A 21991-nucleotide genomic window follows, 5' to 3' on the forward strand; every position below is an offset into this window, starting at 1 on the left:
GATGGCGCAAGCTCCGGCAAAACGTCCACCAGCGGACGACGATGCGGCTCATCTCCTGATCGTCGACGATGACGCTCGCATCCGCGATCTCCTGCAGCGTTTTCTTGGCGACAAGGGATATCGCATCTCCGTTGCGGCCGATGCAGCAGAAGCCCGCCGCAAGATGACGGGCATCCGTTTCGATCTGCTGATCCTCGACGTGATGATGCCCGGAGAGAACGGGCTTTCGCTGACCCGCTCGCTGAACGAAGACAAATCCGTGCCGGTCATTCTTCTGACCGCCCGCTCGGAAGCGGATTCACGCATTGCCGGGCTGGAAGCGGGAGCGGACGATTATCTCGCCAAGCCTTTTGATCCGCGCGAACTGGTCCTGCGCATCAACAATATTCTGCGGCGCAACACCTCCCCGGACACGCCGAAGATCGAACAGATCATGTTCGGCCCCTACAGCTTCTCCATTCCCAGGAGGGAACTGCGGCGCGGTCCGGAAACGATCCGCCTGACAGATCGTGAACAGGAGATCATGCTGCTTTTTGCGCTACGCGCCGGCGATACCATTCCACGGCACGAGCTGGTGGAAGCGGAGTCGGAAGTGGGCGAAAGAACCATCGACGTGCAGATCAACCGTCTTCGCCGCAAGATCGAGGACGACCCTGCCAACCCGGTCTATCTGCAAACGGTGCGTGGCATCGGTTACCGCCTCAGCGTGGACTGACGAGCACCCAACGAAGGGCGAACGCACGACCATGGCGAGCCTCGATTTTCTCGACACGTTTAAAAAAAGCGCCGTCGCAAAGACCTGGCGCTCCATCGGCAGATGGCTGCGACACTGGCTGCCCACCGGGCTTTACACCCGTTCGCTCCTCATCATCATCCTGCCGATGATCCTGCTGCAGGCCGTGGTCGCAGCCGTCTTCATGGAGCGCCACTGGCAGCTGGTGACCGAACGCCTTTCGGCAGCGGTGACCCGGGATATCGCCGCGATCATCGAACTTCTACAGACAGACCCCGAAGAGGATGACTATCAGCGGGTCATCCGCATCGCCCGCGACAAGCTGGGTCTCAGCGTCTATATCGAGCCCAAGACGGACCTGCCCGCGCCACGGCCGGAGCCGCTGTTCTCGATTCTCGATACCATCCTCGCAAACCAGCTCAGCCAACAGATCGGCAGGCCCTTCTGGATCGATACCTATGGCAACGGCTCACTGGTGGAAATCCGTGTCCAGCTCGATGATAAGACGCTCCGCGTCTTCACCAGCAGAAGCGCGGCCTATGCCTCCAATACCCACATCTTCCTTGTCTGGATGGTTGGCGCATCGCTGGTGCTCATCGCCATTTCGATCCTCTTCCTGCGCGGCCAGATCAAGCCGATAGAAGCGCTTGCCAAGGCGGCGGAGAATTTCGGCAAGGGCCAGAAGGTCAGCGCCTATTCTCCCCGCGGCGCGGATGAAGTACGCCGGGCGGGCCTTGCCTTCATCCTGATGCGGGAGCGCATTGAACGGCAGATGGAGCAGCGCACCGCCATGCTGAACGGTGTCAGCCACGACCTGCGCACCATCCTCACCCGCTTCAAGCTGCAGCTGGCGCTCGCCGGCGACAATCCGGATCTTGAGGGGCTCGACAAGGATGTGGAAGACATGCAGTCGATGCTGGAAGCCTATCTGACCTTTGCCCGTACGGATGTGGAAGAGGATGTCGGCACGCTGGAGCTTCCCGGACTTCTCGAAAAAATCGGCCATGATTTCGAACTGCACGGCAAGAAATTCAGCTACGAACTCTATAATATCGAGAGGATCATCGCGCGGCCGAACGCACTTTCACGGCTCGTCGCCAATCTGGCCGAAAATGCCCGGCGTTATGCCAGCAACCTCCACGTCGATATCCGCAAGGCGCCACGCTCCATTATCATGACCTTTGACGATGACGGTCCGGGCATTCCGGAGAATTCACGCGAGGATGTATTCAAGCCGTTTTTCCGACTGGACGAGGCGCGCAACCTCAATGCCTCGGGCACCGGCCTTGGCCTTTCCATCGTCCGCGACATCGCCCGCAGCCATGGCGGCGACGTGTCGCTGGATAAAAGCCCGATGGGCGGATTGAGGGTTATCGTCAAAATCCCGGCTTGACGGCAGGCCGCCAATCAGCACATTTTCTCGCCGTTAGGAACCGGCCTTTCAACCGCAGCCAGTACGATATCTCCATTGGCGTCGGCAAAGCCAAGCGTCAGGACCTCGGAGCGGAACGGCCCGATCTGGCGCGGCGGAAAATTCACCACGCCCAGAACCTGCCGGCCGATAAGGCTTTCCGGCGTATAGTGCACCGTGATCTGCGCCGAGGACTTCTTGATGCCGATCTCCGGCCCGAAATCGATCTTCACCTTGATTGCCGGTTTGCGCGCCTCGGGAAAAGGCTCGGCTTCCACGATCGTACCGACGCGGATATCCACCTTCTCGAAATCGGCATAGGAAATTTCGCCGCTCATCGCCCGCCTCCTCAGCCCGCCAGTTCTTCTGCGCGGGTCTTGGCAGCGGCGACCGCCCTGTCGAACAGGGGCTGCATGCCGTCTTCGGCCATCAGCACGGAAAGTGCGGCAGCCGTGGTGCCGCCCGGCGAAGTCACATTCTGGCGCAGGCGCGCCGCCTCGTCGGAGGACTGGTGCAGAAGCTCGCCGGCGCCAGCCACGGTTTCACGCGCCAGACGCATGGCCACATCCGCCGGCAGACCGGCCTTACGGCCGGCTTCAGCCATGCATTCCACGAGATAAAAGACATAGGCTGGCCCGCTGCCCGAAACCGCGGTCACGGCATCGATATCGCTTTCGGCATCCACCCATTCGACCGGACCGCTGACCTTCAGCAATCCGTCCACCACGGCTTTAAGCTCGGGCGTCACAAGTTCATTTGCATATGCGCCGGTAACACCACGGCCCACCATCGCTGGCGTATTGGGCATGGCGCGCACCGCGGCAATCGCACCGAAATGCGAAACGAAGGTGGCAATGGTGGTGCCCGCCGCGATGGAGACGACGACCGTTTCCGGGCCCAGCAGGGGCTTCAGCGAAGGCAGCACTGCTTCCATCATCTGCGGTTTCACCGCCACGAAAAGAATGCCGGCCTTGACGCCTTCAGGCGCGCTTTCGCTATGGGCCGCACCCGCTTCCGTAATCGTTGTGCGCATGGCGTCGGAGGGCCGCGGGTCAACGACAATGACCTGCGATCCCGGCACGCCCTTTTTCAGCCAGCCAGACAGCATGGCGCCGCCCATATTGCCGGCGCCCACTAGGACGAGCGGCCCGGAAGCCTTGTACACCATGTTACGCTTCTCCAACGGTCTCGAACATGACCGCTTCGATTGCACTTTTCGCATCCAGACCCGACCAGACGACGAACTGGAATGCCTGATAATATTGCTCGCAGGCCTCCAGCGCGCTGGAGAGCAGCACTTCCACCTGCTGGTTGTTCGGCTCGGCACCGCCTGACAGAAGCAGCGACTGGCGGAAGATCACGACATCTTCCTGCCGCCACAGATCGAAATGCCCCATCAGCACCTGACCGTTGACCTGCGACAGCAGGCAAATGACTTCGTTGACACGGTGATCGGGCACCTTGATGTCAAAGGCGCAGGCAAGATGCAGCGCTTCGAAATCTTCCATCCACGCAAATGAAACGTGATAATCGGCCCAGTGGCCCGCCACAGTCATGGCGATCTCGTCCTCGCCCGAACGCTCGAACGACCAGTCATTCGAGGCAGCGACAATCTCGATCATATCGACGGGATTGGACTGACGCTCAATTTCAAATTCTATCAGACTCATGCGGCACCTTCTCAGCCGGTCGGAATGTCGTGTTTTGAACGCCGGGCACAAAACGCACATACAAACCGGGATAAACATTTGAGACGATTGCCCGACACCACCAGAATAACGCATTCACCCTGTCTGGAGCTTACCGGTCTTTTCGAATCATCATTTAAAATCAGTGTATAATGGCCGAGTCCCGCTGCCACCCCTCGCTCGCCATTTTTGCTTTTTGAGCAGTGGATATCTTCTCCCCCATCACCTCAGGCGAGAGTCTTAAGCGACTCTGCCGATTGTGTTTTTTGGAAGTGTCCACAGGCCCAAAAAATTCGCGTCTGAGCACGACTTTCGGCAACCGGAGACCAAGTCGGCCAGAGAGAGCCGAAAAACAAAAAGCCCCGGAATCGCCTGCGATCCGGGGCTTCTGAGAAAAGTGATGAAGAATCAGTCCTTCGTGGCCGAAAGCTTTGCTTCGAGAGCCTCGATCCGGGCGCGCAGGGCGTCATTTTCATCCCGCGCCTGGATAGCCATCTCCCGCACGACGTCGAATTCCTCGCGCCGGACGACATCCAGACTGTTCAGCCAGCGATCGGCCTGTGCGTGGAACGCAGCCTCGGCTTCCTTGCGCACGCCCTGGGCCGCGCCGGCCGCATCCGTCATCAGCTTGGCGAATTCATCGAGAAAACGATTGGTGCCTGTCGTGCTCATGGCGCTCATCCTTCGTCGGTTCAGGGGCATCATCTTGCCCGCTGTTGATAGCATTCAGGTAGGCACTCCACCGTCGCCTTGCAAGCGAAATCGAAAAATCCCAAGAGCTTGCGTCACCTTTGGTATGTTGAGCCATAGCTTAAAGAATCACCTTGACCGCCGCCACCGCAATCGCCATTTTCCTTGGCGTCAAAGAACCGGTGAGCATCATCGCCCGGTCCTTTGAGACAATGGATGATCCGTTGTCCGCCCAGCAACGATGACGGAATATATACGGATTGATAGCCGCTCCCACTTCACTCGCCATCATGCCCTTCCCGAACATCGACCCGATAGCGTTGTCCATCGGTCCTCTGGCGATCCACTGGTACGGCATCGCCTATGTTGCGGGGATCATGCTCGGCTGGCTTTACGCCCGCCGCCTCGCCCGCACGGATCGCCTGTGGCCTAACGACGCCTCACCCATCTCGGCGCAGCATCTTGACGATTTCATCCTGTGGGCTGCTGGCGGAATCGTGCTTGGCGGACGCATCGGCTACATCCTGTTCTACGATCTCGCTGCGGTCGCCGCCAATCCCATCAGAGCCATCGAAATATGGAATGGCGGCATGTCGTTCCATGGCGGCCTGATCGGCACGACGATCGCCATGCTTCTTTTCGCCCGCAAGAACGGCATTCCTGTCTGGAGCATGTTCGATATCGTCGCGGCCGTAGCGCCCATCGGGCTGCTCTTCGGGCGCATTGCCAATTTCATCAATGGCGAATTGTGGGGCCGCATTGCCGATGTGCCATGGGCGGTCGTCTTTCCCACAGGCGGCCCTTTCGCGCGCCATCCGAGCCAGCTTTATGAGGCTGGCCTCGAAGGCCTCGTGTTGGCCATCGTTCTGGCCATCGCCATTTACGCCTTCAAGGCTCTGAAGCGGCCCGGCACCGTCACTGGCATCTTCGTCTGCGGTTATGCGCTGTCACGCATCTTCGTGGAATTCTTTCGCGAACCGGACGCGCAGATCGGTTACCTCGCCGGCAACTGGCTGACCATGGGCATGGTTCTGTCCACTCCAATGTTCCTTCTGGGCCTCTGGGCCGTCCTGCGCGCGCGCCGCGCGACAAAAGTCGCCTAAAGCGGTATGGCCAGCCATGACCACACCGCTCGCGCAACGCATCAAATCACTTATCCGGCTCAACGGTCCGCTTAGCGTAACCGACTTCTTTTCACTTTGCCTCGCCGATCCGGAACATGGCTATTACAAGAGCCGCGAGCCCTTCGGCCGTTCGGGTGATTTCATCACCGCCCCGGAGGTGAGCCAGCTTTTCGGTGAAATGCTTGGTGTTTTCGTGGTTCATGCGTGGCAGAGGCACGGTGCACCCGCTGAAACCCGGCTGGTGGAAATCGGCCCCGGCCGCGGCACCATGATGGCGGACATGCTGCGCGTCATCCGCCGCATCGCGCCGCCGCTCTATGAGACGATGCGGGTGCATCTGGTGGAGACAAGCCCCCGCCTTTCCGCCATCCAGAAGGAAACGCTGGCCGAACATGCGGGTCGACTGGCATGGCATGACAGTTTCGACGATGTGCCTGATGGTTTCCTGCTGCTTGTCGCCAACGAACTTTTCGACGCCATTCCGATCCGGCAATTCGTCAGGACGCCGCAGGGTTTCCGCGAACGCGTGGTCAGCCTCGATGCCAATGGCGACCTCGTCTTCTCCACGGGTCTTGCCAGCATAGACCCGGCGCTGCTTCCGCCGCAGCCCGAACGGCAGCCGCTTGGCACGATATTCGAGATTTCGCCTGCCCGGGAAGCGGTGATGACCGCAATCTGCCAGCGCCTGTCCGCCCATGGCGGCACCGCGCTCGCCATTGATTACGGCCATCTGGTTGCCGGCTATGGCGACACGCTGCAGGCCATGCGCAACCATGCCTTCGATCCGCCGCTCGCCCATCCAGGCGAAGCCGATCTGACCAGCCATGTCGATTTCGAAAGTCTTGTGAAAACGGCCGAGGCGACCGGTGTTCACGTTAACGGCACCCTGAGACAGGGCGATTTCCTCTACGGCCTCGGCCTCAAGGAACGGGCCGGCGCGCTCGCCGCCAAGGCAACCGCGGACCAGACCCTCGCCATCGCCGAAGCCGTCAACCGCCTCGCCGGCGAAGGCGCCGGCAAGATGGGGGAACTTTTCAAAGTCATCGCCGTTTCCAGTCCCGCGCTCCATCTTCTGCCGTTTCGTGCGGTGGATTGACAGCGTAATAACCTCTGGGCCAACATCGTCGCGACACACGAAGCAGGCACACTGCATCACACACGCCGCGCAACGCCGCGGCAACAGGAAACATCTCGCTTGACCCTGCTCCACTGGGCTACAGCGAAATTCTCCAAGGAACTCCCGCACCATGCAGAACGTAACGCTGCCGCTCCCCATCCAGAGTCCCCTCCTCGCCGCCTTCGATAAAAATCGCATCCGCCATGGCTTTTTCACCCGGCAGGGCGGCGTTTCCGATGGTCTTTATCAAGGCCTCAATGTCGGGCTCGGATCTGATGACGAGCCGGAACGGGTGCAGGAAAACCGCCGCCGCGTAACCCAATGGTTCGGCCTTGCCCCAGACCGCCTCGCCACGGTCCATCAGGTCCACTCCCCCGAGGTTGTCGTGGTTGACGGAACCTATGACGGCAGCCGTCCGCAGGCAGATGCGATGGTGACAGCGACACCCGGTTTCGTCCTCGGCGTGTTGAGCGCCGATTGCGGCCCCATCCTGTTCGCCGATGCGGAAGCGGGCGTCGTGGGTGCCGCCCATGCCGGCTGGAAGGGTGCTTTGTTCGGCGTGCTGGAAAACACGATCGAGGCGATGACGAAGCTCGGGGCCAGCCGCGATCGTATTGCTGCCTCGCTCGGCCCCTCCATCAGCCAGGACAATTATGAGGTCGGGCCGGAATATGTCGCGCGTTTCACCGATATCGAGCCCGCTTACGCGGATTATTTCTCCAGGGCGGAGAAAGAGGGCCACGCCTTGTTCGATCTCAAGCAGTTCACCATCGACCGCCTGACCAAAGCCGGTGTGAAGGCGGAAAATCTTGGTCTCTGCACCTACCCGGACGAAGAACGCTTCTATTCCTACCGCCGCACCACCCACCGCGCCGAACCCGATTACGGCCGGCAGATTTCCGCAATCGCAATTCTGGAGGACTAAGATGGCCCTGCATTTCGAGCTTTCGGAATTCGATGCCCGCCGCGAGCGGCTGCTCGCGAAAATGGCCGAGGAGAAGCTGGATGCGCTGCTGCTTTTCGCCCAGGAAAGCATGTACTGGCTGACCGGCTACGATACTTTCGGCTACTGCTTCTTCCAGACGCTGGTGGTGAAATCGGACGGCTCCATGACGCTGCTGACACGCTCGGCCGATCTGCGTCAGGCCCGCAATACTTCGATCATCGAGAACGTCCTCCTCTGGGTCGATCGACCCAATGCCGACCCGACGCTCGATCTCAAAAACCTGCTGAGCGATCTGGACCTTCTGGGCGCAAAGATCGGCGTGGAATATGACACCCACGGCATGACCGGCCGTGTCGCCCGCCTGCTGGATCACCAGCTTGCGAGCTTCGGCCAGATGGCCGATGCGTCGTATCTCGTCAGCACCCTCAGGCTCGTCAAAAGTCCCGCCGAAATCGCCTATGCCCGCAAGGCTGGCCAGCTGGCCGATGAGGCTCTCGATGCAGCATTGCCGCTCATCAAGCCCGGCGCGGACGAGGCCGCCATTCTTGCGGCAATGCAGGGTGCCGTGCTCGCGGGCGGCGGCGACTACCCCGCCAATGAATTCATCATCGGCTCAGGCGCGGATGCGCTTCTATGCCGCTACAAGGCAGGCCGTCGTGTCCTCGACAACAAGGATCAGTTGACACTGGAATGGGCCGGCGTCAGCGCCCATTACCATGCCGCCATGATGCGCACGGTGGTGATCGGCGAACAAGACTTCCGCCAGAAGGAGCTTTACAGCGCCTGCCTGCAAAACCTCACCGCCATCGAGGAGGTGCTGCGGCCGGGCAAGACCTTTGGCGATGTCTTCGATGTGCATGCCCGCGTCATGGACGAGCGCGGCCTCACCCGCCATCGGCTGAACTCCTGCGGTTACTCGCTCGGCGCGCGTTTTTCGCCCTCCTGGATGGAGCATCAGATGTTCCATGCCGGCAACCCGCAGGAGATCACGCCCGACATGACACTCTTCGTGCATATGATCGTGATGGATTCCGATTCCGGCACGGCCATGACGCTCGGCCAGACATATCTGACCACGGACGGCGCGCCGGAGCCACTGTCGCGTCACAGCCTCGATCTTCTCACAGCTTAAATCGCCCCCGGGTTTGACACAGCGGGAAAACCGCCCTTACATTGCGCCACCTTGGGCAAGAAGGAGCGGAACATGAGAGGGAAAATCGCATGAGCCGGTTGGGGGTTGCCCTCATCGTTCCGGCTTTGGCACTGATCCTGTCCGGCTGCAACACCACGGAAGCGCTGACGCCACAGGTGGATGTCGGCCACAATGCATCACAGTCGACGCCGGTAACACAGGGTGATCTCGACCAGATGGCGGCAGCCGCCGACCGCGCACCCGCAGGCGGGCCGGCAATCGCATCGTCCGTCCCTGCCTATGCACCCCAGAACTCCCTGCAGGCACAGGCACAGGCGCTGTCCAATGGCAGCCAGTACGGGGAACCGCTCCGTCAGAACCAGACCGCGGCCGCGGCCCCCGCCGTCACGCAACAACCGCCATCACAGCAGACGGCTTCCCTTGCACCTGCCACCGCCGCGAATTCCATCCGCTTCCTGCCCATCATCGGCGCACCGGTACAGGCGGTGACACCGCTATCCCGCCAACTGGGGGCCGAAGCGCGGGCCAAAGGGCTGACAATCCGCGCATCCAACGACAATTCCGCCGAAAATATTCTGAAGGGATATTTTTCCGCCTTTGCCGATGGCGGCAAGGTCAATGTCGTATACGTGTGGGACGTTCTCGACGCCAATGGCGTGCGGCTGCACCGCCTGCAGGGGCAGGAGGCAGTGACCGCGCGAGGCAGTGATCCATGGGCCGCCGTGACCGACAAAGTCATGCAGGACATCGCTGCAAAAACACTCAACGACTACACGTCATGGAAGCAGTCTCAAAGCGGATGAGGTGAAACGACGGGAGAAGTCACAGAGATTTCACGAAAATCATTGTGAAAGCGCGGAGTCCTCTTGCAATCGGAAGCAACAGCGCTATTAAGGCGCGCATGGCAACAAGGCGTATCCGGCAAAGGCTTTTCAGCCGGATGTTCCTCCCCTTGAACGACGCTTGGTTACGGCGGATTGAGCCCCGTGGCGCAAGGCGATGGCATGGAAACAGGCGGCCGCAATGAAGGTTTTCGCAGGCAATTCGAACCGGCACCTTGCCGAAGCGATCTGCAAGTATCTTAATGTTCCTCTCGGAAATGCCACTGTAAAGCGGTTTGCTGACCAGGAAATATTCGTAGAAATCAGCGAGAACGTGCGCGGCGAGGACGTCTTTATCGTCCAGTCCACCTCCTTCCCGGCAAATGATCATCTGATGGAACTGCTCATCATGATCGATGCCATGCGCCGCTCCTCGGCCAAACGAATTACCGCGGTGCTTCCCTATTTCGGTTACGCCCGCCAGGACCGCAAAGCCGGCCCCCGCACTCCGATTTCCGCCAAGCTCGTTGCCAATCTCATTACCGAAGCCGGCGCCGACCGCGTTCTCACCCTCGATCTTCATGCCGGACAGATCCAGGGCTTTTTCGATATCCCCACCGACAATCTCTTTGCAGCACCGATTCTCGCCCGCGACGTGAAGGATCACTACGACACCAACAATGTCATGGTCGTTTCGCCTGACGTCGGCGGCGTGGTTCGCGCCCGTGCGCTGGCAAAGCGCCTCGACTGTCTTCTGGCCATCGTCGACAAGCGCCGTGACCGTCCCGGCGAATCCGAAGTCATGAACGTCATCGGCGATGTCTCCGGCAAGGACTGCATCCTCATTGACGACATCGTCGATTCCGGCGGCACGCTCTGCAACGCCGCTGAAGCCCTGCTGAAAAAGGGCGCGACCAGCGTTACTGCCTATATCACCCATGGCGTACTGTCCGGCGGCGCGGTGGCCCGCGTGGCCTCTTCCAAGCTGCGCGAACTCGTCATCACCGACAGCATCCAGCCGACCACCGGTGTCCAGTCCGCGCATAATATCCGCGTGGTGAGCACCGCCGGCCTGCTCGGCGAAGCAATCAACCGGACCGCGCAGGAACAGTCGGTTTCCGGCCTGTTCGACTGAATAAATTCAGCAATCACGCTGAGGGTTGCCTACGTCTGCCGGTTTTTCCGGCATGCGCTTGAGCCAAAGTGGGCGCATATTCACTCAACGTGATCCTCGGCCTTGTGCCGAGGAGCTAACCACGTCGATAAAATCAAGGCGCGCGGGCAATAGGGACAACCCCGAGGATAAGTCGGAACTGTCTTGCCGCTCGCTCCCACCCCAGCGATGCTGCACCTCGAACTCCCAACTAAGACGACGCCGCACCCGTGTCCGGGGGCCGTTGGAGACGGGTGGCTGCAGCCCTGATTTTCGGCCACCAGCCCCGAACGCGGGTAAGTATGGCGTGGCGGCCATTGCGCCAAAGGCTGATCGTATCGGCCGAGATGGCAGCACCGCTGAAGAGGTGACGGTGGTGGCTTATCGCCAGCACCCGGTACAGAAACAGTGTCGTCAGGGCCGAAAACAGGATGGACATCACCACATCGCTGAGGAAATGCCCGCCGGCCGCGATGCGAAGACCGGACATGAGGATGATTGCCCCGGCGGCAAAGGCGCCCACCACCCATCGCCCATAGGGCCGCAGGCGCGGCCAGACAAGCACACAGAGGGGCAGGAAAAAACTCGCGATCAGCGCGGTTTCACCCGAAGAAAACGAACAGTTCGAATAGCATTGAGTGCTGAACTGAAAAGGTGGCGTGAAAAGCTGATGCCCGCCAAATTCGGTAACGCTGAACGGACGCGCGCGACCGATCATGGCCTTCAGCACGCCGTTGACCAGCAGCCCGGCACAGAGGATCACGGGACCACAAAGGAACGCCCAGACTCGCCAGCCGGTTCGCTGCGAAGTGCCGAGCCGGAGATTGCCGACGAGGACCAGGAAAGTCAGAAGCGCGGCGAGCTCGACACCTTCCCGCAACGTGTCGCGCAGCCATTCCGGAAACGGCTCCCGGCCAGGCCATGGCTGGCCCACCGGCGAGAAAAACAAGGCGGAAAAGCGCAGATCTATAGAGGGAAAGGTCGCAAACAGGATCACCAGCGCAAGCGCTGCGAACGTAACCCAGATGGTGATCCGCATATGCGAGACATCATTGCCCATTGACGCTCTCCGGGATGCACTGTGGTGGCAGGCGCCACAGCCCGATTTCCCTGCCCTCGACAAAGCCCGGGCCGGCGGTCCAGTGCGCCACCGGCTCCTCGCCTGCAAGACACGCCGGCAAGCCATCGGCACTTGCCAGAAACAGCGGATTTTTCGCTTCGCCCGGCTTCAATGGATAAAGAAGGGCATAATGGCTGGACGGCACGCCGGTTTCCGGAAGCGCACGCGTCAACATCTGTTTCTCGTCCCGCAACTGGTAAAAGAGCTCGGCCAATATCGAACGATCATTGGCGACAATTGCGTCCGCGCCTGCTTCACGCGCCCGTGACAGGCCGGTCGATACCAGCTCGGAGCTTCCAAGATAACGTGCCATCGCCAGTTTACTGTTCGGCAGGCGCAGGCCCGTTCCCACTATCGTCATCAGCGGCAGCGCGATTGCGACGATGCCGCCGAGGACCAGTGTGGATACGATGAGCCAACGTCGCGATGCCAGGATCGGCACCGCCAGCAGTACGCCTGCCGCATAAGCTCCCACCGCCCAATTGGCGAGTGCCCGCGACATGAGACCCTGTGCCGTGATCAAAAGCACGATCGGTACGGAAAGAGCGACGAGTGCGCGTGCTTCACCGGTTTTTGCGCGGATTGTCGCAACAATCATACCGACGAAGACGTATGGCCCAACCACACCTGCCTGGGAAAAGAAGAATTCAAGCGCGGAGCCGATCTTGAGTTGGACACCGTGCCAGTTGGCATTGTCGGCGGTGTGGCGTGCCGTCATGAAATCATGGGCCGCATTCCACCACAGATTGGGCGCGATGACGGCAACGCAGACGAACGCAGCAATGACCGCGTCGCGCAGCCGGATGCGCCATGCCTCGCAAAGCCAGCCGGCGGCAATGAAGCAGGGCAGAAAATAGATCATCGCATATTTCGACATCAGGCCGAGGCCGAAACAGAGGCCGAGAGCGATGCTCCAGCCCGGCGCCGCCCTCCCCTCGTTGCGGGCCAGCGCAAGCTTGCGCACTGATATCATCGACAGCACGATGAACAGCATCATCGGCGTATCGGTCGAGATCAGCAGGCTGCCGAGCGTCACGGCCGGCAAGGTCAGATAGATAAGGGCGGCCAGGGATGCCTGCCTGACATCATAGATCATGCGGCCAAGCACGAAGATGGCCGCCGCCGCGACCCCATGCACCACGGGCGCGGCCAACCGCACCTGAAACGTGCCCTCACCACCGCCCAGAATGGTTGCCGCGCGGATAAACCACCCGATCAGGGGCGGTTTGGAATAGGCGCCAAGCGCCATCTCGCGGCCCCACAGCCAATATTGCGCCTCATCGACGAAAAGGTCGGTGCGGTTGAAGGCCAGCCCAAGGACGCGCAGCGCGGTTACGAGGACAATCGCTGAAAACGCGAATGTCAGCCATCGACGCTCATCGTCCGCCTGCGCATAAGGCAAGGTCGCCGCCTCATGCATGCTGGCGGCGTTCTGCATGGATCAACCAGAGATTTCGAGCATAGATGAGAAGGCCGGAAGCCTGTCCGAGAACGAAGACCGGGTCGCGCCGCCACAGTGCATAGGAAAGCAGAACCAGACCGCCAAGAATGGAGAAATACCAGAAAGCCACCGGCATGACTGACCGGTTAGCCCGTTCCGAAGAAATCCATTGAAGCAGAAAACGCATGGTGAACAGCATCTGGCCCATGAAACCGGTCAAGACCCATACGAATTCTTCCCAGCTGTTCACATGCAGCATGGACCATAAAGCCGGTACGTTCACGGCAATGTCTCCGTTATGAAAGTTTCAGCCCAGCTTGACCGCTTGCGCCGGCGCAAAAGCCATGCGACGCCGATCAGATCGTGGATGCCCACCAGCGCCCGGCCGATATTGGTATAATGGGAATTTCCATGCAGCCGTGCCCGGTGCGTGACGTCGACATGGGCGACCTGCCAGCCGTCACGATTGAACAGCGCCGGGAAGTAGCGGTGGTGATGGTCGAAATAGGGCAAAGCGAGGTAGGCGTCGCGGCGAAAGGCCTTGAGGCCGCAGCCCGTATCGCGCGTGCCATCCTTCAAAATTCGCGCCCGAAGCCCGTTGGCAAAGCGGGAGGAAAGGCGTTTTCCCAGCGTGTCGCGCCGGCCGACGCGCTGGCCGGCCACCAGCCCAAGCCGGCGCGGTGCATTGGCGGACAGAAGCGGTGCAAGAAGTGCCGGCAGATTGTCCGGCGGATTCTGGCCGTCGCCGTCCAGCATACATACGATAGGCGCGCGCGCCGCCTGCACTCCGCTGTGGATCGCAGCCGATTGACCGCCCTGGCGGTCGTGCCGCACCAGCCGCAACATGTTGTAACGGGCAGCGAGCGCCAGAACCGCTTCCGCCGTGCGGTCAGAAGAAGCGTCATCCACCACCACGATCTCGAAGCGGCCGACCGGCGCACAGGCGCTCACGATCTCTGCCACCAGCGTTTCAACGCTCGCTTCTTCATTGTGCATGGGCACGACAACGGCAAAATCCGGGGCAGATCGCAAATTGGCTCCGTCACATCCGTCTGCGCGGGTTCCGCAAACATCATCGATTGTGGCGAGAGAAGGAGCGTGAAAAGCTTGCATGAACATGAACAGCCGTTGATCTTCGCTGGATATGCGCCCGTTCTGTTGCAGTTTTATTACGTGGTTCCTATCGGCGCGGCTCTTCGATTTTTTCACGCCATGCGGGAAATTATCCTACAATTCCCTGTCCTTTAACGCGACCGTAAACAATTTTTGCAACGGTACGGCCACGTTTTTTGGGGGGAGGAAAACAGGATGCCGGGTGGAAATCCGACTGCTGTCAAAGTTAAATCATTGTCAATCAAAGCCAAATTTGCCGCGCTCGTTACCGGTGCGACACTGGTTTCCTGCCTGTCGGTGGGGCTGCTGTCCTACGAGATGGGTAAATCGGGGCTGATCGACGCCAGCAAGATCAGGCTCGAAACGGTTGCAGGCAACCAGTCCAAGCAGCTTGATGCCTATACGTTGCGCGTCGAACAGAGCATTTCCGAACTGTCGCAGAACGCCGCGGTGGCCCAGGCGCTGGAAACGATGACCACCGTTGTTCCAACGGAAAAGGACGCCATCATCCAGGCTTTCCGCCGAGAGGGCGTCTCCGAAGAGGAGCGCGCCTCCTTCAACGGCGAAGGGTTGCGGCTGCTCTACGCCATTCGTCATGCGACCATCAACGCCGCCATTGCCAGCGTCTGGCGTAATACCCGCGTCAGCGATATCTACGTGATCGACAAGAACGGCCTGATTATCTATTCCGTGACCAAGGGAAAGAACTTCCTGACCAATGTAACGGAACCGCAGAACGCCGCGATCAAGGAGCTGTTCGACCGCATCGAAGCCGGCAAGGACGGCGTCGTCAGCACCACGGGCTTCAGCGATGGCGAGAATAATTCGGCCATGATCGGCATGCCGCTCGCCGTCTCCAACTGGGGTCAGCTCCAGCGCAAGGGTGCCGTTATCATGCGCATCGCCGCCGATCGCATCGGCGCGGTGGTGACGCCCGAGGAAACCGGCAAGACCATCGATGACGCCGTTCTCCTGAGCGCCGACGGGAAACTCAGGGCTGGCGTCCTCTCGGGCGGTGCGGATGCTGCCGTTTCCGAAAGTCTCGCTGCCCTTTCCAGCGTAAACGACGCCGGAACGGTCATGGCGCAGACACCTGCGGGCAATATCTTCTATGCCTATCGTCCGGTCGCCGTCTTCGGACAGAAACATCTTCTTGCCATCGGCCAGCAGGAAAGCAAGGTTCTCGCCGCTGCCAACGATCTCGCCTTCTGGGCAGCGGTCGCAACGCTGGCCGTACTTGCAATAATGACGCTGATCGGGATTTTCGTTTCCGCGAGCCTGACCAAGCCGTTGACCGGACTAGCCGGTCTTATGGAACGCCTGAACGGCGGTGAAAACAACATCGAGATCAAGGCAGTTTCCCGTGGCGACGAGATCGGCACCATGGCGCGCGCGCTGGAATCCTTCCGCCAGGGCATTCTGGACAAGCAGCGGATGGAAGCCGAAGCCCACCGCAAGGGTGAAGAACTGGACGAGGAACGCGCCCAGCGCGAGATGGAGAAGGCAAGAAGCGCCAGGGAACTGGAAGAAGCCGTGGACGCGCTCGCCACGGGTCTTGCCAATCTGGCCGCCGGCAGGCTCGATCTTCGCATCGAAAAATCCTTCGTTCCGTCACTCGATCATCTGCGCATCGACTTCAACAACTCCATGGCAGGGCTGGAAGCGACGATCTCCAATATCGGCGGAAGCGCCAATGCCATCCGCTCCGGTTCCGGCGAGCTGAAAAGCGCCTCGGAAGACCTGTCGCGGCGCACAGAACGTCAGGCAGCAGCCCTTGAGGAGGCGGCAGCGGCGCTCGGAGACATGACGCAGGCTGTCAATCTGTCGCTGTCGCGCTGCAATGTCGCCGTCGCCGCCACGGCGGATACGATGCAGGATGCCCATAGATCCACGGCTGTCGTCAAAGAAGCGATCGTTGCCATGGAACGCATCGAGACCTCTTCGGCCAAAATCCGCCAGATCATCGATGTCATCGACCAGATTGCCTTCCAGACCAATCTTCTGGCGCTGAATGCCGGTGTTGAAGCAGCGCGCGCCGGCGAGGCCGGCAAGGGCTTTGCAGTCGTGGCGCAGGAAGTTCGCGAACTAGCCCAGAAATCGGCCGCCGCCGCCCGCGACATCACGCAGCTCATCGCCACCTCTGCGGGTGATGTGGAAAGCGGTGTGGCGCTGGTGTTGAAGACCGGTGAAAGCCTGGAACAGATCCAGAAACGCATCCAGTCGGTCAACGACCAGATCGGCGAAATCGCCACCGCGTCGCGCGAACAATCCGGCCGTCTCAGCGAGATCAATGCCTCCGTCAATGAACTCGACCACGTGACGCAGCAGAACGCCGCCATGGTGGAGGAGACAACGGCCGCCGCCTTCTCGCTCGCCAACGAGGCGGATGGCCTGACCGAACAGGTGGGGCAATTCTCCGTGGGCGATCCCCGCCGGCGAGACCAGCGTTACGCGGCATGATGCGAAACAAAAAGGGCCGGAGGCAAAACCTCCGGCCTTTTATTTTGCCTGAAAGCCCGATCCGGGCTCCCAGGGGCAGAAGCCCCTGCGAACACGCCGGCGACCTGGCACCACAGCCCCTCGCCGGCTTCCGGGGAGGACCTCAGAAGAAACCAACCTTGTTCGGGCTGTAGGACACGAGCAGGTTCTTGGTCTGCTGGTAGTGGTCGAGCATCATCTTGTGGGTCTCGCGACCGATACCAGACTGCTTGTAGCCGCCGAAGGCGGCACCCGCCGGATAGACGTGATAGCAGTTCGTCCAAACACGGCCCGCTTCGATGCCTCGCCCGGCGCGGTAGGCGATGTTCGTGTCACGGCTCCAGACGCCAGCGCCCAGCCCGTAAACCGTGTCATTGGCGATTTCGAGCGCCTCTTCCACCGTCTTGAAGGTCGTGACGGAGACAACAGGACCAAAGATTTCCTCCTGGAAAATCCGCATCTTGTTGTTGCCCTCAAAGACGGTCGGCTGAATGTAATAACCGTCCTTCAGATCACCCGTCAGCGTCTTGCGGTCGCCGCCGGTCAGAACCTTGGCACCTTCCTTCTTGCCAATCTCCAGATAGCTCATGATCTTGTCGAACTGTTCCTGCGAGGCCTGTGCGCCCAGCATCGTCGACGGATTGAGCGGATCGTCCTGGCTGATGGCCTGAACGCGCTTGATCGCTTTTTCCATGAAACGGTCATAGATCGATTCATGCACCAGAGCACGCGAGGGGCAGGTGCAGACCTCACCCTGGTTCAGCGCGAAGAAGGCAAAACCTTCCAGCGCCTTGTCGAGGAAGGCATCGTCCTCGTTCATCACGTCGGCAAAGAAGATGTTCGGCGACTTGCCGCCCAGTTCCAAGGTGATGTTGGTGACGTTGTCTGCGGCATAACGCATGATTTCCTTGCCGACCGAGGTGGAACCGGTAAAGGCGATCTTGGCGATGCGGTTGCTCTGCGCCAGCGGCTTGCCGGCTTCAAGGCCAGTACCATTGACGATGTTGAGGACGCCAGGCGGCAGAAGGTCTTCAATCAGCTCCATCACGATGAGAATGGAGGCGGGCGTCTGCTCGGCCGGCTTCAGCACCACGCAATTGCCTGCTGCAAGCGCCGGTGCGAGTTTCCACGCAGCCATCAGGATCGGGAAGTTCCATGGAATGATCTGGCCGACGACACCGAGCGGTTCATGGAAGTGATAGGCGACGGTATCGTTATCGATCTCGCCGATCGTGCCTTCCTGAGCGCGGATGCAGCCTGCGAAATAGCGGAAATGGTCGATGGCGAGCGGGATATCCGCATTGGTGGTTTCACGCAGCGGCTTGCCGTTATCCCAGGTTTCAGCCCGGGCGATGAGATCTAGATTGTCTTCAATGCGCTGGGCGATCTTGAGCAGGATGTTGGAGCGCTCGGTTATGCTCGTCTTGCCCCATTTGTCGCGGGCCTTGTGGGCCGCGTCGAGCGCGAACTCGATGTCGGCTGCATCCGAACGCGGCACTTCGCAGATCTTGTGGCCGGTCACCGGCGAGAGATTGTCCATGTAGCGGCCGGATTTCGGCTCCACCCACTTGCCGCCAATGTAATTGCCGTATTTCAGCTTGAAGGGCGCTTCGCCCGCTTTCTGCTGAACCTGAATATTCATGATTTCATCCTCCCTGATGAAAACGATCCTGAGCGGACCGCATGAAAGGAAGGTGGGCCCAGATGGCGCGGTTCGGTAGAGGGGCGACGCGGTTCCGCAGCGCACATTGTCTCACATCTGCGACAAAGCCGCGTTGATCCGGCGTGATCGGCCGGATCGCAACCACAAGGACGTCAATGAACGTCGAATTTCTTCATCTTGCGATGAAGCGTGGCCCGGCTGATGCCGAGCAAGGACGCGGCCTGCGTGACATTGCCGTTGGTGCGCGACAACACGCGCCGCAGCGCCGAACGCTCCGCTTCCGCGAGGTCGGAACCGCTGTCATGGCGCTGTTCCTGCAGGATATCCGCGGCCGGGAGACCCTGCGCGATGCGGGCATCGTCCAGCTTCAGCGCAAGACGAGCGGCACGGGTCGCGCCGAGCACGAGATCGTCCTGATCCACGGCGAGCAGCGAAAGCGCCGCCCCGAACCCACTTGGCACGACGACGATGCGTGCCCCCGGAAAGGCACGGCGGAACAGATTGCCCTCAATGCGCTGCGCCGCGTCCTTCACCGCCTGGGTGACAAAAGAAAAGGTCATCTCGTTGATGTCATCGCGGCAGGTGGAAATATCGAGCGCACCCGTCACCCGGCCGGTATGATCGCGAATGGGAGCCGTGGTGCAGCACAGTTCCGTATTCGACGTGAAGAAATGTTGGTCACGATAGACAACCACCGAACGCTCGTCGACGAGCGCGGTGCCTATGCCGTTTGTGCCAACGCTCTCTTCGCTCCAGACGGCGCCGGACCAGAGGCCGAGCGCCCGGAAATCGCGATCATCGCCGGACGCGCCTCGCCGCTCCAGCGCAACGCCCTGAGCATCGGTCAGGAGCAGGCAGCAGCCGGATCTCCCGACACTGTGGAAAATTCGGTCAAGTTCGTCGGTGCTTTCAGCAATCAGGCCAGCGGCACTTTCACGGGCGCGCCGAAACTCCGTCTCGCTGAGAAAGATCGGCTTGCGATTTTCTTCCGGTGCAAGACGGTGCTTGACCATGCAGCGACGCCACGAGGCGACAATCGGCGAACTTGCGGCTGCGGAACGGTGGCGTGCGGTTTCATACACGCGTTCCGCATGGGCGATATCTGTCGGCATGCGCTCCTCCCAAAGCTTTTGGGCGATGGTGCGCTGGAAGCGTCGATGTTTCAACAAAAAACTTCGCGACCGGCATCGGAGGCGCAGCTGACGGTCAGACCGCCTTGAAGTAACGCCTGCCGGCAGTGACCGCAGGTTCGTCCTCAACGGACAGGAAGGTGTCATCCACGAGGCTGGCAATGGATGTCAGCGGACCGGGCTTGCCGAAAAAGAAGCCCTGCACCTGCAGGCAGCCTTCGCGGCGCAGGAACTCGACATGGGCCTTGGTTTCCACACCCTCCGCAAGCACGGGAATATTCAGGCTATGCGCCAGAATGAGCGTCGAACGCACGATCGCTTCGGACTGCACATTGGTCGACAGCCCGTCGATGAAGGCGCGGTCGATCTTGATCTTGTCGAAAGGGAAACTCTGCAACGTCGAAAGCGAGGAATAGCCCGTGCCGTAATCATCCATCGCGATCTTGACGCCGAGCGCCTTGAGCTTGCGGATGGTGACAAGCGCATGGCGGTGATCGGCGATGATGCTGCCCTCGGTGATTTCCAGCTCGAGCCTTTCAGGCGCAAGGCCCGTTTCTGCCAGGATTTTTTCGACCTTGTCCGGGAACTCGTTATCCGCAAGCTGCTGCGGCGCCACATTCACCGCAATGGAAAGCGATTTTTTCCAGAGTGCCGCCTGCGCGCAGGCTTCTCTCAGAACCCACTCGCCGAGTTCGACGATGAACCCCGTCTGCTCCGCGATCGGGATGAATTCGGCGGGAGAAATCATGCCCCGATCGGGATGGTTCCAGCGCAAAAGCGCCTCGAAGCCGACGATACTGCCGCTTCTGGTGTCGTTCTGCTGCTGGTAATAAAGCTCGAACTCGTTATTGGCGAGGCCGCTACGCATGGCGACGGCAAGCACATTGCGTTCACGCGCGGCCTCATCCATCGATTTGTCGTAAAAGCAGATCGTATCCGAACTGCCGCTTTTTGCCCGGTACATGGCGACATCCGCCTGCGCCATCAGCGTATCGGCATCGATGGAGCCGGTATTGCGGACCGAAATGCCCACACTCGCACCGACCGAAAATGTCTGCCCGTTCCATTCCACCGGTCTGCTGATCTGGTCGATCAGCCTCTGGGCGAATTCGGCGCCATCGGCGCGGGTATAATAGGAATTTGTCATCGCCACGAATTCATCACCGCCCATGCGCGCCAGAAATTCGCCGGCCTTCAGCACGGAACTCGCCCGGTCGGCGATGGTGCGAAGCACGGCGTCGCCCGCCGCATGGCCGTGAACGTCATTGATTTCCTTGAAACGGTTGAGATCGATGGAAAGAAGCGCCGTGTGTGCGCCCAACGAAATATGACGCGTGCGACGATTGAGATGTTCGATGAAGGCTGCCCGGTTGGGAATGCCGGTCAGCGGATCGTGCAGGGAAAGATGGCGATAGCGGGCGACCGCCTGCTGGGTGGACTGGGCGTCGATGACATAAGTGGAAAGCCCCAGCGCCAGCAGCAACAGCGTTACCGCAATGGCGCCTCCGCCCATGATGGCCGGCGGCAGCAGATTTTCAGGAATGACGATGCGCGGGTCGAAGGCGAAAGACATGGAGGCCATGCCGGTATAATGCATCGACGCTATCGCCAGGATCAGAAACGCCACCGCGCTGTACTGGCAGAACCGATTGACGGGCCGCGAGACCCGATTGACTGCAACGGCGCCCAGCACTGCCCCCAGCACCAGGGACGCGATGACATAGTTCTGATCCCAGAAAATCATGCCCTGAACATTGTAGGCCGCCATGCCGGTGTAGTGCATGGCTGCAATGCCGAGACCAAGGATGATCCCGCCGGCTTCCACCAGCACGCTGCGTCCGCCATAGGCAGAAATTCCGAAACCGGCAGTCGTTGTGGTAATCGCAATCAGAAGTGACAGCCCGGTCAGATACGGATCGTATCCCACGTCACCCGCGGCAACATAGCCCAGCATCGCCACGAAATGGGTGGTCCATATCGCCGCGCCGCCATTGACACCTGCCAGAAACAGCCAGTTGACCTTCTGCACCCCCGTCGCCAGGCGTGCTTTCGAAAAAAGGCGCATCGACACGAAACTACCGAGCATGCAGACGAAAACCGCTGCGACGGTATATCGATAGTCGTGATCGATGGTAAGGCACTGGAGAACTTTAAGCATTGTCATCTACGCAGTTGGAATTTCGCGTAGCCTTATCATTCGCCAAGTTTTC

Annotated in this window: 20 protein-coding genes; 9 read left to right on the forward strand and 11 right to left on the reverse strand. The window is 60.3% G+C overall.

The window, feature by feature from the left end; genetic code table 11:
• The first annotated feature begins 1 nt into the window (after position 1).
• Both EYD00_RS09100 and EYD00_RS09105 read left to right on the forward strand, forming a co-directional pair.
• Positions 2 to 715, forward strand: a complete 714-nt coding sequence (locus EYD00_RS09100) for a response regulator (protein WP_004442929.1) — start codon at positions 2 to 4, stop codon at positions 713 to 715.
• Between the two features lie 31 nt (positions 716 to 746).
• Positions 747 to 2126, forward strand: a complete 1380-nt coding sequence (locus EYD00_RS09105; protein WP_004442930.1) for an ATP-binding protein — start codon at positions 747 to 749, stop codon at positions 2124 to 2126.
• A 14-nt stretch (positions 2127 to 2140) separates the two neighbouring features.
• Here the strand turns inward: EYD00_RS09105 and EYD00_RS09110 are convergent, their stop codons facing one another.
• The 4 genes from EYD00_RS09110 to EYD00_RS09125 all read right to left on the reverse strand — a co-directional run bounded on the left by EYD00_RS09110 (position 2141) and on the right by EYD00_RS09125 (position 4504).
• Entirely contained in the window at positions 2141 to 2482 is a 342-nt protein-coding gene (locus EYD00_RS09110) for a tRNA-binding protein (protein ID WP_004442931.1), read from the reverse strand.
• A gap of 11 nt (positions 2483 to 2493) precedes the next feature.
• The gene (gene proC / locus EYD00_RS09115) at positions 2494 to 3312 is read right to left on the reverse strand and encodes a pyrroline-5-carboxylate reductase (protein ID WP_004442932.1); all 819 of its coding nucleotides are present in this window, start codon (positions 3310 to 3312) and stop codon (positions 2494 to 2496) included.
• Position 3313: 1 nt separating this feature from the next.
• Complete coding sequence (locus EYD00_RS09120) at positions 3314 to 3814, reverse strand: type III secretion system chaperone family protein (protein ID WP_004442934.1); 501 nt, start codon at positions 3812 to 3814, stop codon at positions 3314 to 3316.
• 426 nt (positions 3815 to 4240) lie between these two features.
• Entirely contained in the window at positions 4241 to 4504 is a 264-nt protein-coding gene (locus EYD00_RS09125) for an accessory factor UbiK family protein (protein WP_004442935.1), read from the reverse strand.
• A gap of 308 nt (positions 4505 to 4812) precedes the next feature.
• Between EYD00_RS09125 and lgt the strand changes: the two genes are divergently transcribed.
• The 6 genes from lgt (at position 4813) to EYD00_RS09155 (ending at position 10818) form a co-directional block, all read left to right on the forward strand.
• Positions 4813 to 5625, forward strand: a complete 813-nt coding sequence (gene lgt, locus EYD00_RS09130; protein ID WP_034498768.1) for a prolipoprotein diacylglyceryl transferase — start codon at positions 4813 to 4815, stop codon at positions 5623 to 5625.
• A 16-nt stretch (positions 5626 to 5641) separates the two neighbouring features.
• Positions 5642 to 6742, forward strand: a complete 1101-nt coding sequence (locus EYD00_RS09135) for a class I SAM-dependent methyltransferase (RefSeq protein WP_004442937.1) — start codon at positions 5642 to 5644, stop codon at positions 6740 to 6742.
• Between the two features lie 151 nt (positions 6743 to 6893).
• Positions 6894 to 7688 (forward strand): peptidoglycan editing factor PgeF, encoded by a 795-nt coding sequence (pgeF, locus tag EYD00_RS09140; RefSeq protein WP_004442938.1) that lies wholly within the window; start codon positions 6894 to 6896, stop codon positions 7686 to 7688.
• 1 nt (position 7689) lies between these two features.
• On the forward strand, positions 7690 to 8841 hold the full coding sequence (locus tag EYD00_RS09145; protein ID WP_004442939.1) for a M24 family metallopeptidase: 1152 nt from the start codon (positions 7690 to 7692) through the stop codon (positions 8839 to 8841).
• A gap of 89 nt (positions 8842 to 8930) precedes the next feature.
• Positions 8931 to 9665 carry a hypothetical protein gene (locus EYD00_RS09150; RefSeq protein WP_004442940.1) on the forward strand — a complete coding sequence of 245 codons (735 nt, stop codon included), beginning with the start codon at positions 8931 to 8933 and terminating at the stop codon, positions 9663 to 9665.
• A gap of 220 nt (positions 9666 to 9885) precedes the next feature.
• On the forward strand, positions 9886 to 10818 hold the full coding sequence (locus tag EYD00_RS09155; RefSeq protein WP_003522877.1) for a ribose-phosphate pyrophosphokinase: 933 nt from the start codon (positions 9886 to 9888) through the stop codon (positions 10816 to 10818).
• Between the two features lie 229 nt (positions 10819 to 11047).
• On the opposite strand, the gene EYD00_RS09160 is transcribed toward EYD00_RS09155, so the two are convergent.
• The 4 genes from EYD00_RS09160 to EYD00_RS09175 are packed head-to-tail and all read right to left on the reverse strand — an operon-like array spanning position 11048 to position 14516.
• Positions 11048 to 11896: a phosphatase PAP2 family protein gene (locus EYD00_RS09160; RefSeq protein WP_034498766.1), complete on the reverse strand. Its 849-nt coding sequence runs from the start codon at positions 11894 to 11896 to the stop codon at positions 11048 to 11050.
• Positions 11886 to 13394, reverse strand: coding sequence for an ArnT family glycosyltransferase (locus tag EYD00_RS09165; protein ID WP_004442942.1), 1509 nt, complete (start codon positions 13392 to 13394; stop codon positions 11886 to 11888). The genes EYD00_RS09160 and EYD00_RS09165 overlap by 11 nt, the downstream gene beginning before the upstream one ends.
• Positions 13369 to 13656, reverse strand: coding sequence for a lipid-A-disaccharide synthase N-terminal domain-containing protein (locus tag EYD00_RS09170; protein WP_034498763.1), 288 nt, complete (start codon positions 13654 to 13656; stop codon positions 13369 to 13371). Before EYD00_RS09170 ends, EYD00_RS09165 begins: the two co-directional genes overlap by 26 nt.
• Positions 13657 to 13676: 20 nt before the next feature.
• Complete coding sequence (locus EYD00_RS09175) at positions 13677 to 14516, reverse strand: glycosyltransferase family 2 protein (RefSeq protein ID WP_004442945.1); 840 nt, start codon at positions 14514 to 14516, stop codon at positions 13677 to 13679.
• Between the two features lie 189 nt (positions 14517 to 14705).
• On the opposite strand from EYD00_RS09175, the gene EYD00_RS09180 reads away from it, so the two are divergent.
• A complete protein-coding gene (locus EYD00_RS09180) occupies positions 14706 to 16970 on the forward strand; it encodes a methyl-accepting chemotaxis protein (RefSeq protein WP_004442947.1) in 2265 nt (754 codons plus the stop codon).
• 142 nt (positions 16971 to 17112) lie between these two features.
• Here EYD00_RS09180 and adh read toward each other — a convergent pair whose 3' ends face one another.
• The 3 genes from adh to EYD00_RS09195 all read right to left on the reverse strand — a co-directional run bounded on the left by adh (position 17113) and on the right by EYD00_RS09195 (position 21939).
• A complete protein-coding gene (gene adh / locus EYD00_RS09185) occupies positions 17113 to 18630 on the reverse strand; it encodes an aldehyde dehydrogenase (RefSeq protein ID WP_004442948.1) in 1518 nt (505 codons plus the stop codon).
• A 173-nt stretch (positions 18631 to 18803) separates the two neighbouring features.
• Positions 18804 to 19763 carry a helix-turn-helix domain-containing protein gene (locus tag EYD00_RS09190; protein ID WP_006699467.1) on the reverse strand — a complete coding sequence of 320 codons (960 nt, stop codon included), beginning with the start codon at positions 19761 to 19763 and terminating at the stop codon, positions 18804 to 18806.
• A 94-nt stretch (positions 19764 to 19857) separates the two neighbouring features.
• Positions 19858 to 21939: a putative bifunctional diguanylate cyclase/phosphodiesterase gene (locus tag EYD00_RS09195; protein WP_034498846.1), complete on the reverse strand. Its 2082-nt coding sequence runs from the start codon at positions 21937 to 21939 to the stop codon at positions 19858 to 19860.
• Positions 21940 to 21991 lie beyond the last annotated feature (52 nt).

Origin of the sequence: Agrobacterium sp. 33MFTa1.1 (genome assembly GCF_004328495.1) — a bacterium.
Taxonomy (GTDB): domain Bacteria; phylum Pseudomonadota; class Alphaproteobacteria; order Rhizobiales; family Rhizobiaceae; genus Agrobacterium; species Agrobacterium pusense.

Coding starts and splice junctions, on each gene's coding strand:
- EYD00_RS09125 (WP_004442935.1), bottom strand. CDS start 4,504: ATGAGCACGACAGGCACCAATCGTTTTCTCGATGAATTCGCCAAGCTG.
- EYD00_RS09105 (WP_004442930.1), top strand. CDS start 747: ATGGCGAGCCTCGATTTTCTCGACACGTTTAAAAAAAGCGCCGTCGCA.
- EYD00_RS09100 (WP_004442929.1), top strand. CDS start 2: ATGGCGCAAGCTCCGGCAAAACGTCCACCAGCGGACGACGATGCGGCT.
- proC (WP_004442932.1), bottom strand. CDS start 3,312: ATGGTGTACAAGGCTTCCGGGCCGCTCGTCCTAGTGGGCGCCGGCAAT.
- EYD00_RS09180 (WP_004442947.1), top strand. CDS start 14,706: ATGCCGGGTGGAAATCCGACTGCTGTCAAAGTTAAATCATTGTCAATC.
- EYD00_RS09155 (WP_003522877.1), top strand. CDS start 9,886: ATGAAGGTTTTCGCAGGCAATTCGAACCGGCACCTTGCCGAAGCGATC.
- EYD00_RS09145 (WP_004442939.1), top strand. CDS start 7,690: ATGGCCCTGCATTTCGAGCTTTCGGAATTCGATGCCCGCCGCGAGCGG.
- EYD00_RS09150 (WP_004442940.1), top strand. CDS start 8,931: ATGAGCCGGTTGGGGGTTGCCCTCATCGTTCCGGCTTTGGCACTGATC.
- EYD00_RS09110 (WP_004442931.1), bottom strand. CDS start 2,482: ATGAGCGGCGAAATTTCCTATGCCGATTTCGAGAAGGTGGATATCCGC.
- EYD00_RS09175 (WP_004442945.1), bottom strand. CDS start 14,516: ATGTTCATGCAAGCTTTTCACGCTCCTTCTCTCGCCACAATCGATGAT.
- EYD00_RS09170 (WP_034498763.1), bottom strand. CDS start 13,656: ATGCTGCATGTGAACAGCTGGGAAGAATTCGTATGGGTCTTGACCGGT.
- EYD00_RS09165 (WP_004442942.1), bottom strand. CDS start 13,394: ATGCAGAACGCCGCCAGCATGCATGAGGCGGCGACCTTGCCTTATGCG.
- EYD00_RS09120 (WP_004442934.1), bottom strand. CDS start 3,814: ATGAGTCTGATAGAATTTGAAATTGAGCGTCAGTCCAATCCCGTCGAT.
- adh (WP_004442948.1), bottom strand. CDS start 18,630: ATGAATATTCAGGTTCAGCAGAAAGCGGGCGAAGCGCCCTTCAAGCTG.
- EYD00_RS09195 (WP_034498846.1), bottom strand. CDS start 21,939: ATGCTTAAAGTTCTCCAGTGCCTTACCATCGATCACGACTATCGATAT.
- EYD00_RS09160 (WP_034498766.1), bottom strand. CDS start 11,896: ATGGGCAATGATGTCTCGCATATGCGGATCACCATCTGGGTTACGTTC.
- EYD00_RS09135 (WP_004442937.1), top strand. CDS start 5,642: ATGACCACACCGCTCGCGCAACGCATCAAATCACTTATCCGGCTCAAC.
- lgt (WP_034498768.1), top strand. CDS start 4,813: ATGCCCTTCCCGAACATCGACCCGATAGCGTTGTCCATCGGTCCTCTG.
- pgeF (WP_004442938.1), top strand. CDS start 6,894: ATGCAGAACGTAACGCTGCCGCTCCCCATCCAGAGTCCCCTCCTCGCC.
- EYD00_RS09190 (WP_006699467.1), bottom strand. CDS start 19,763: ATGCCGACAGATATCGCCCATGCGGAACGCGTGTATGAAACCGCACGC.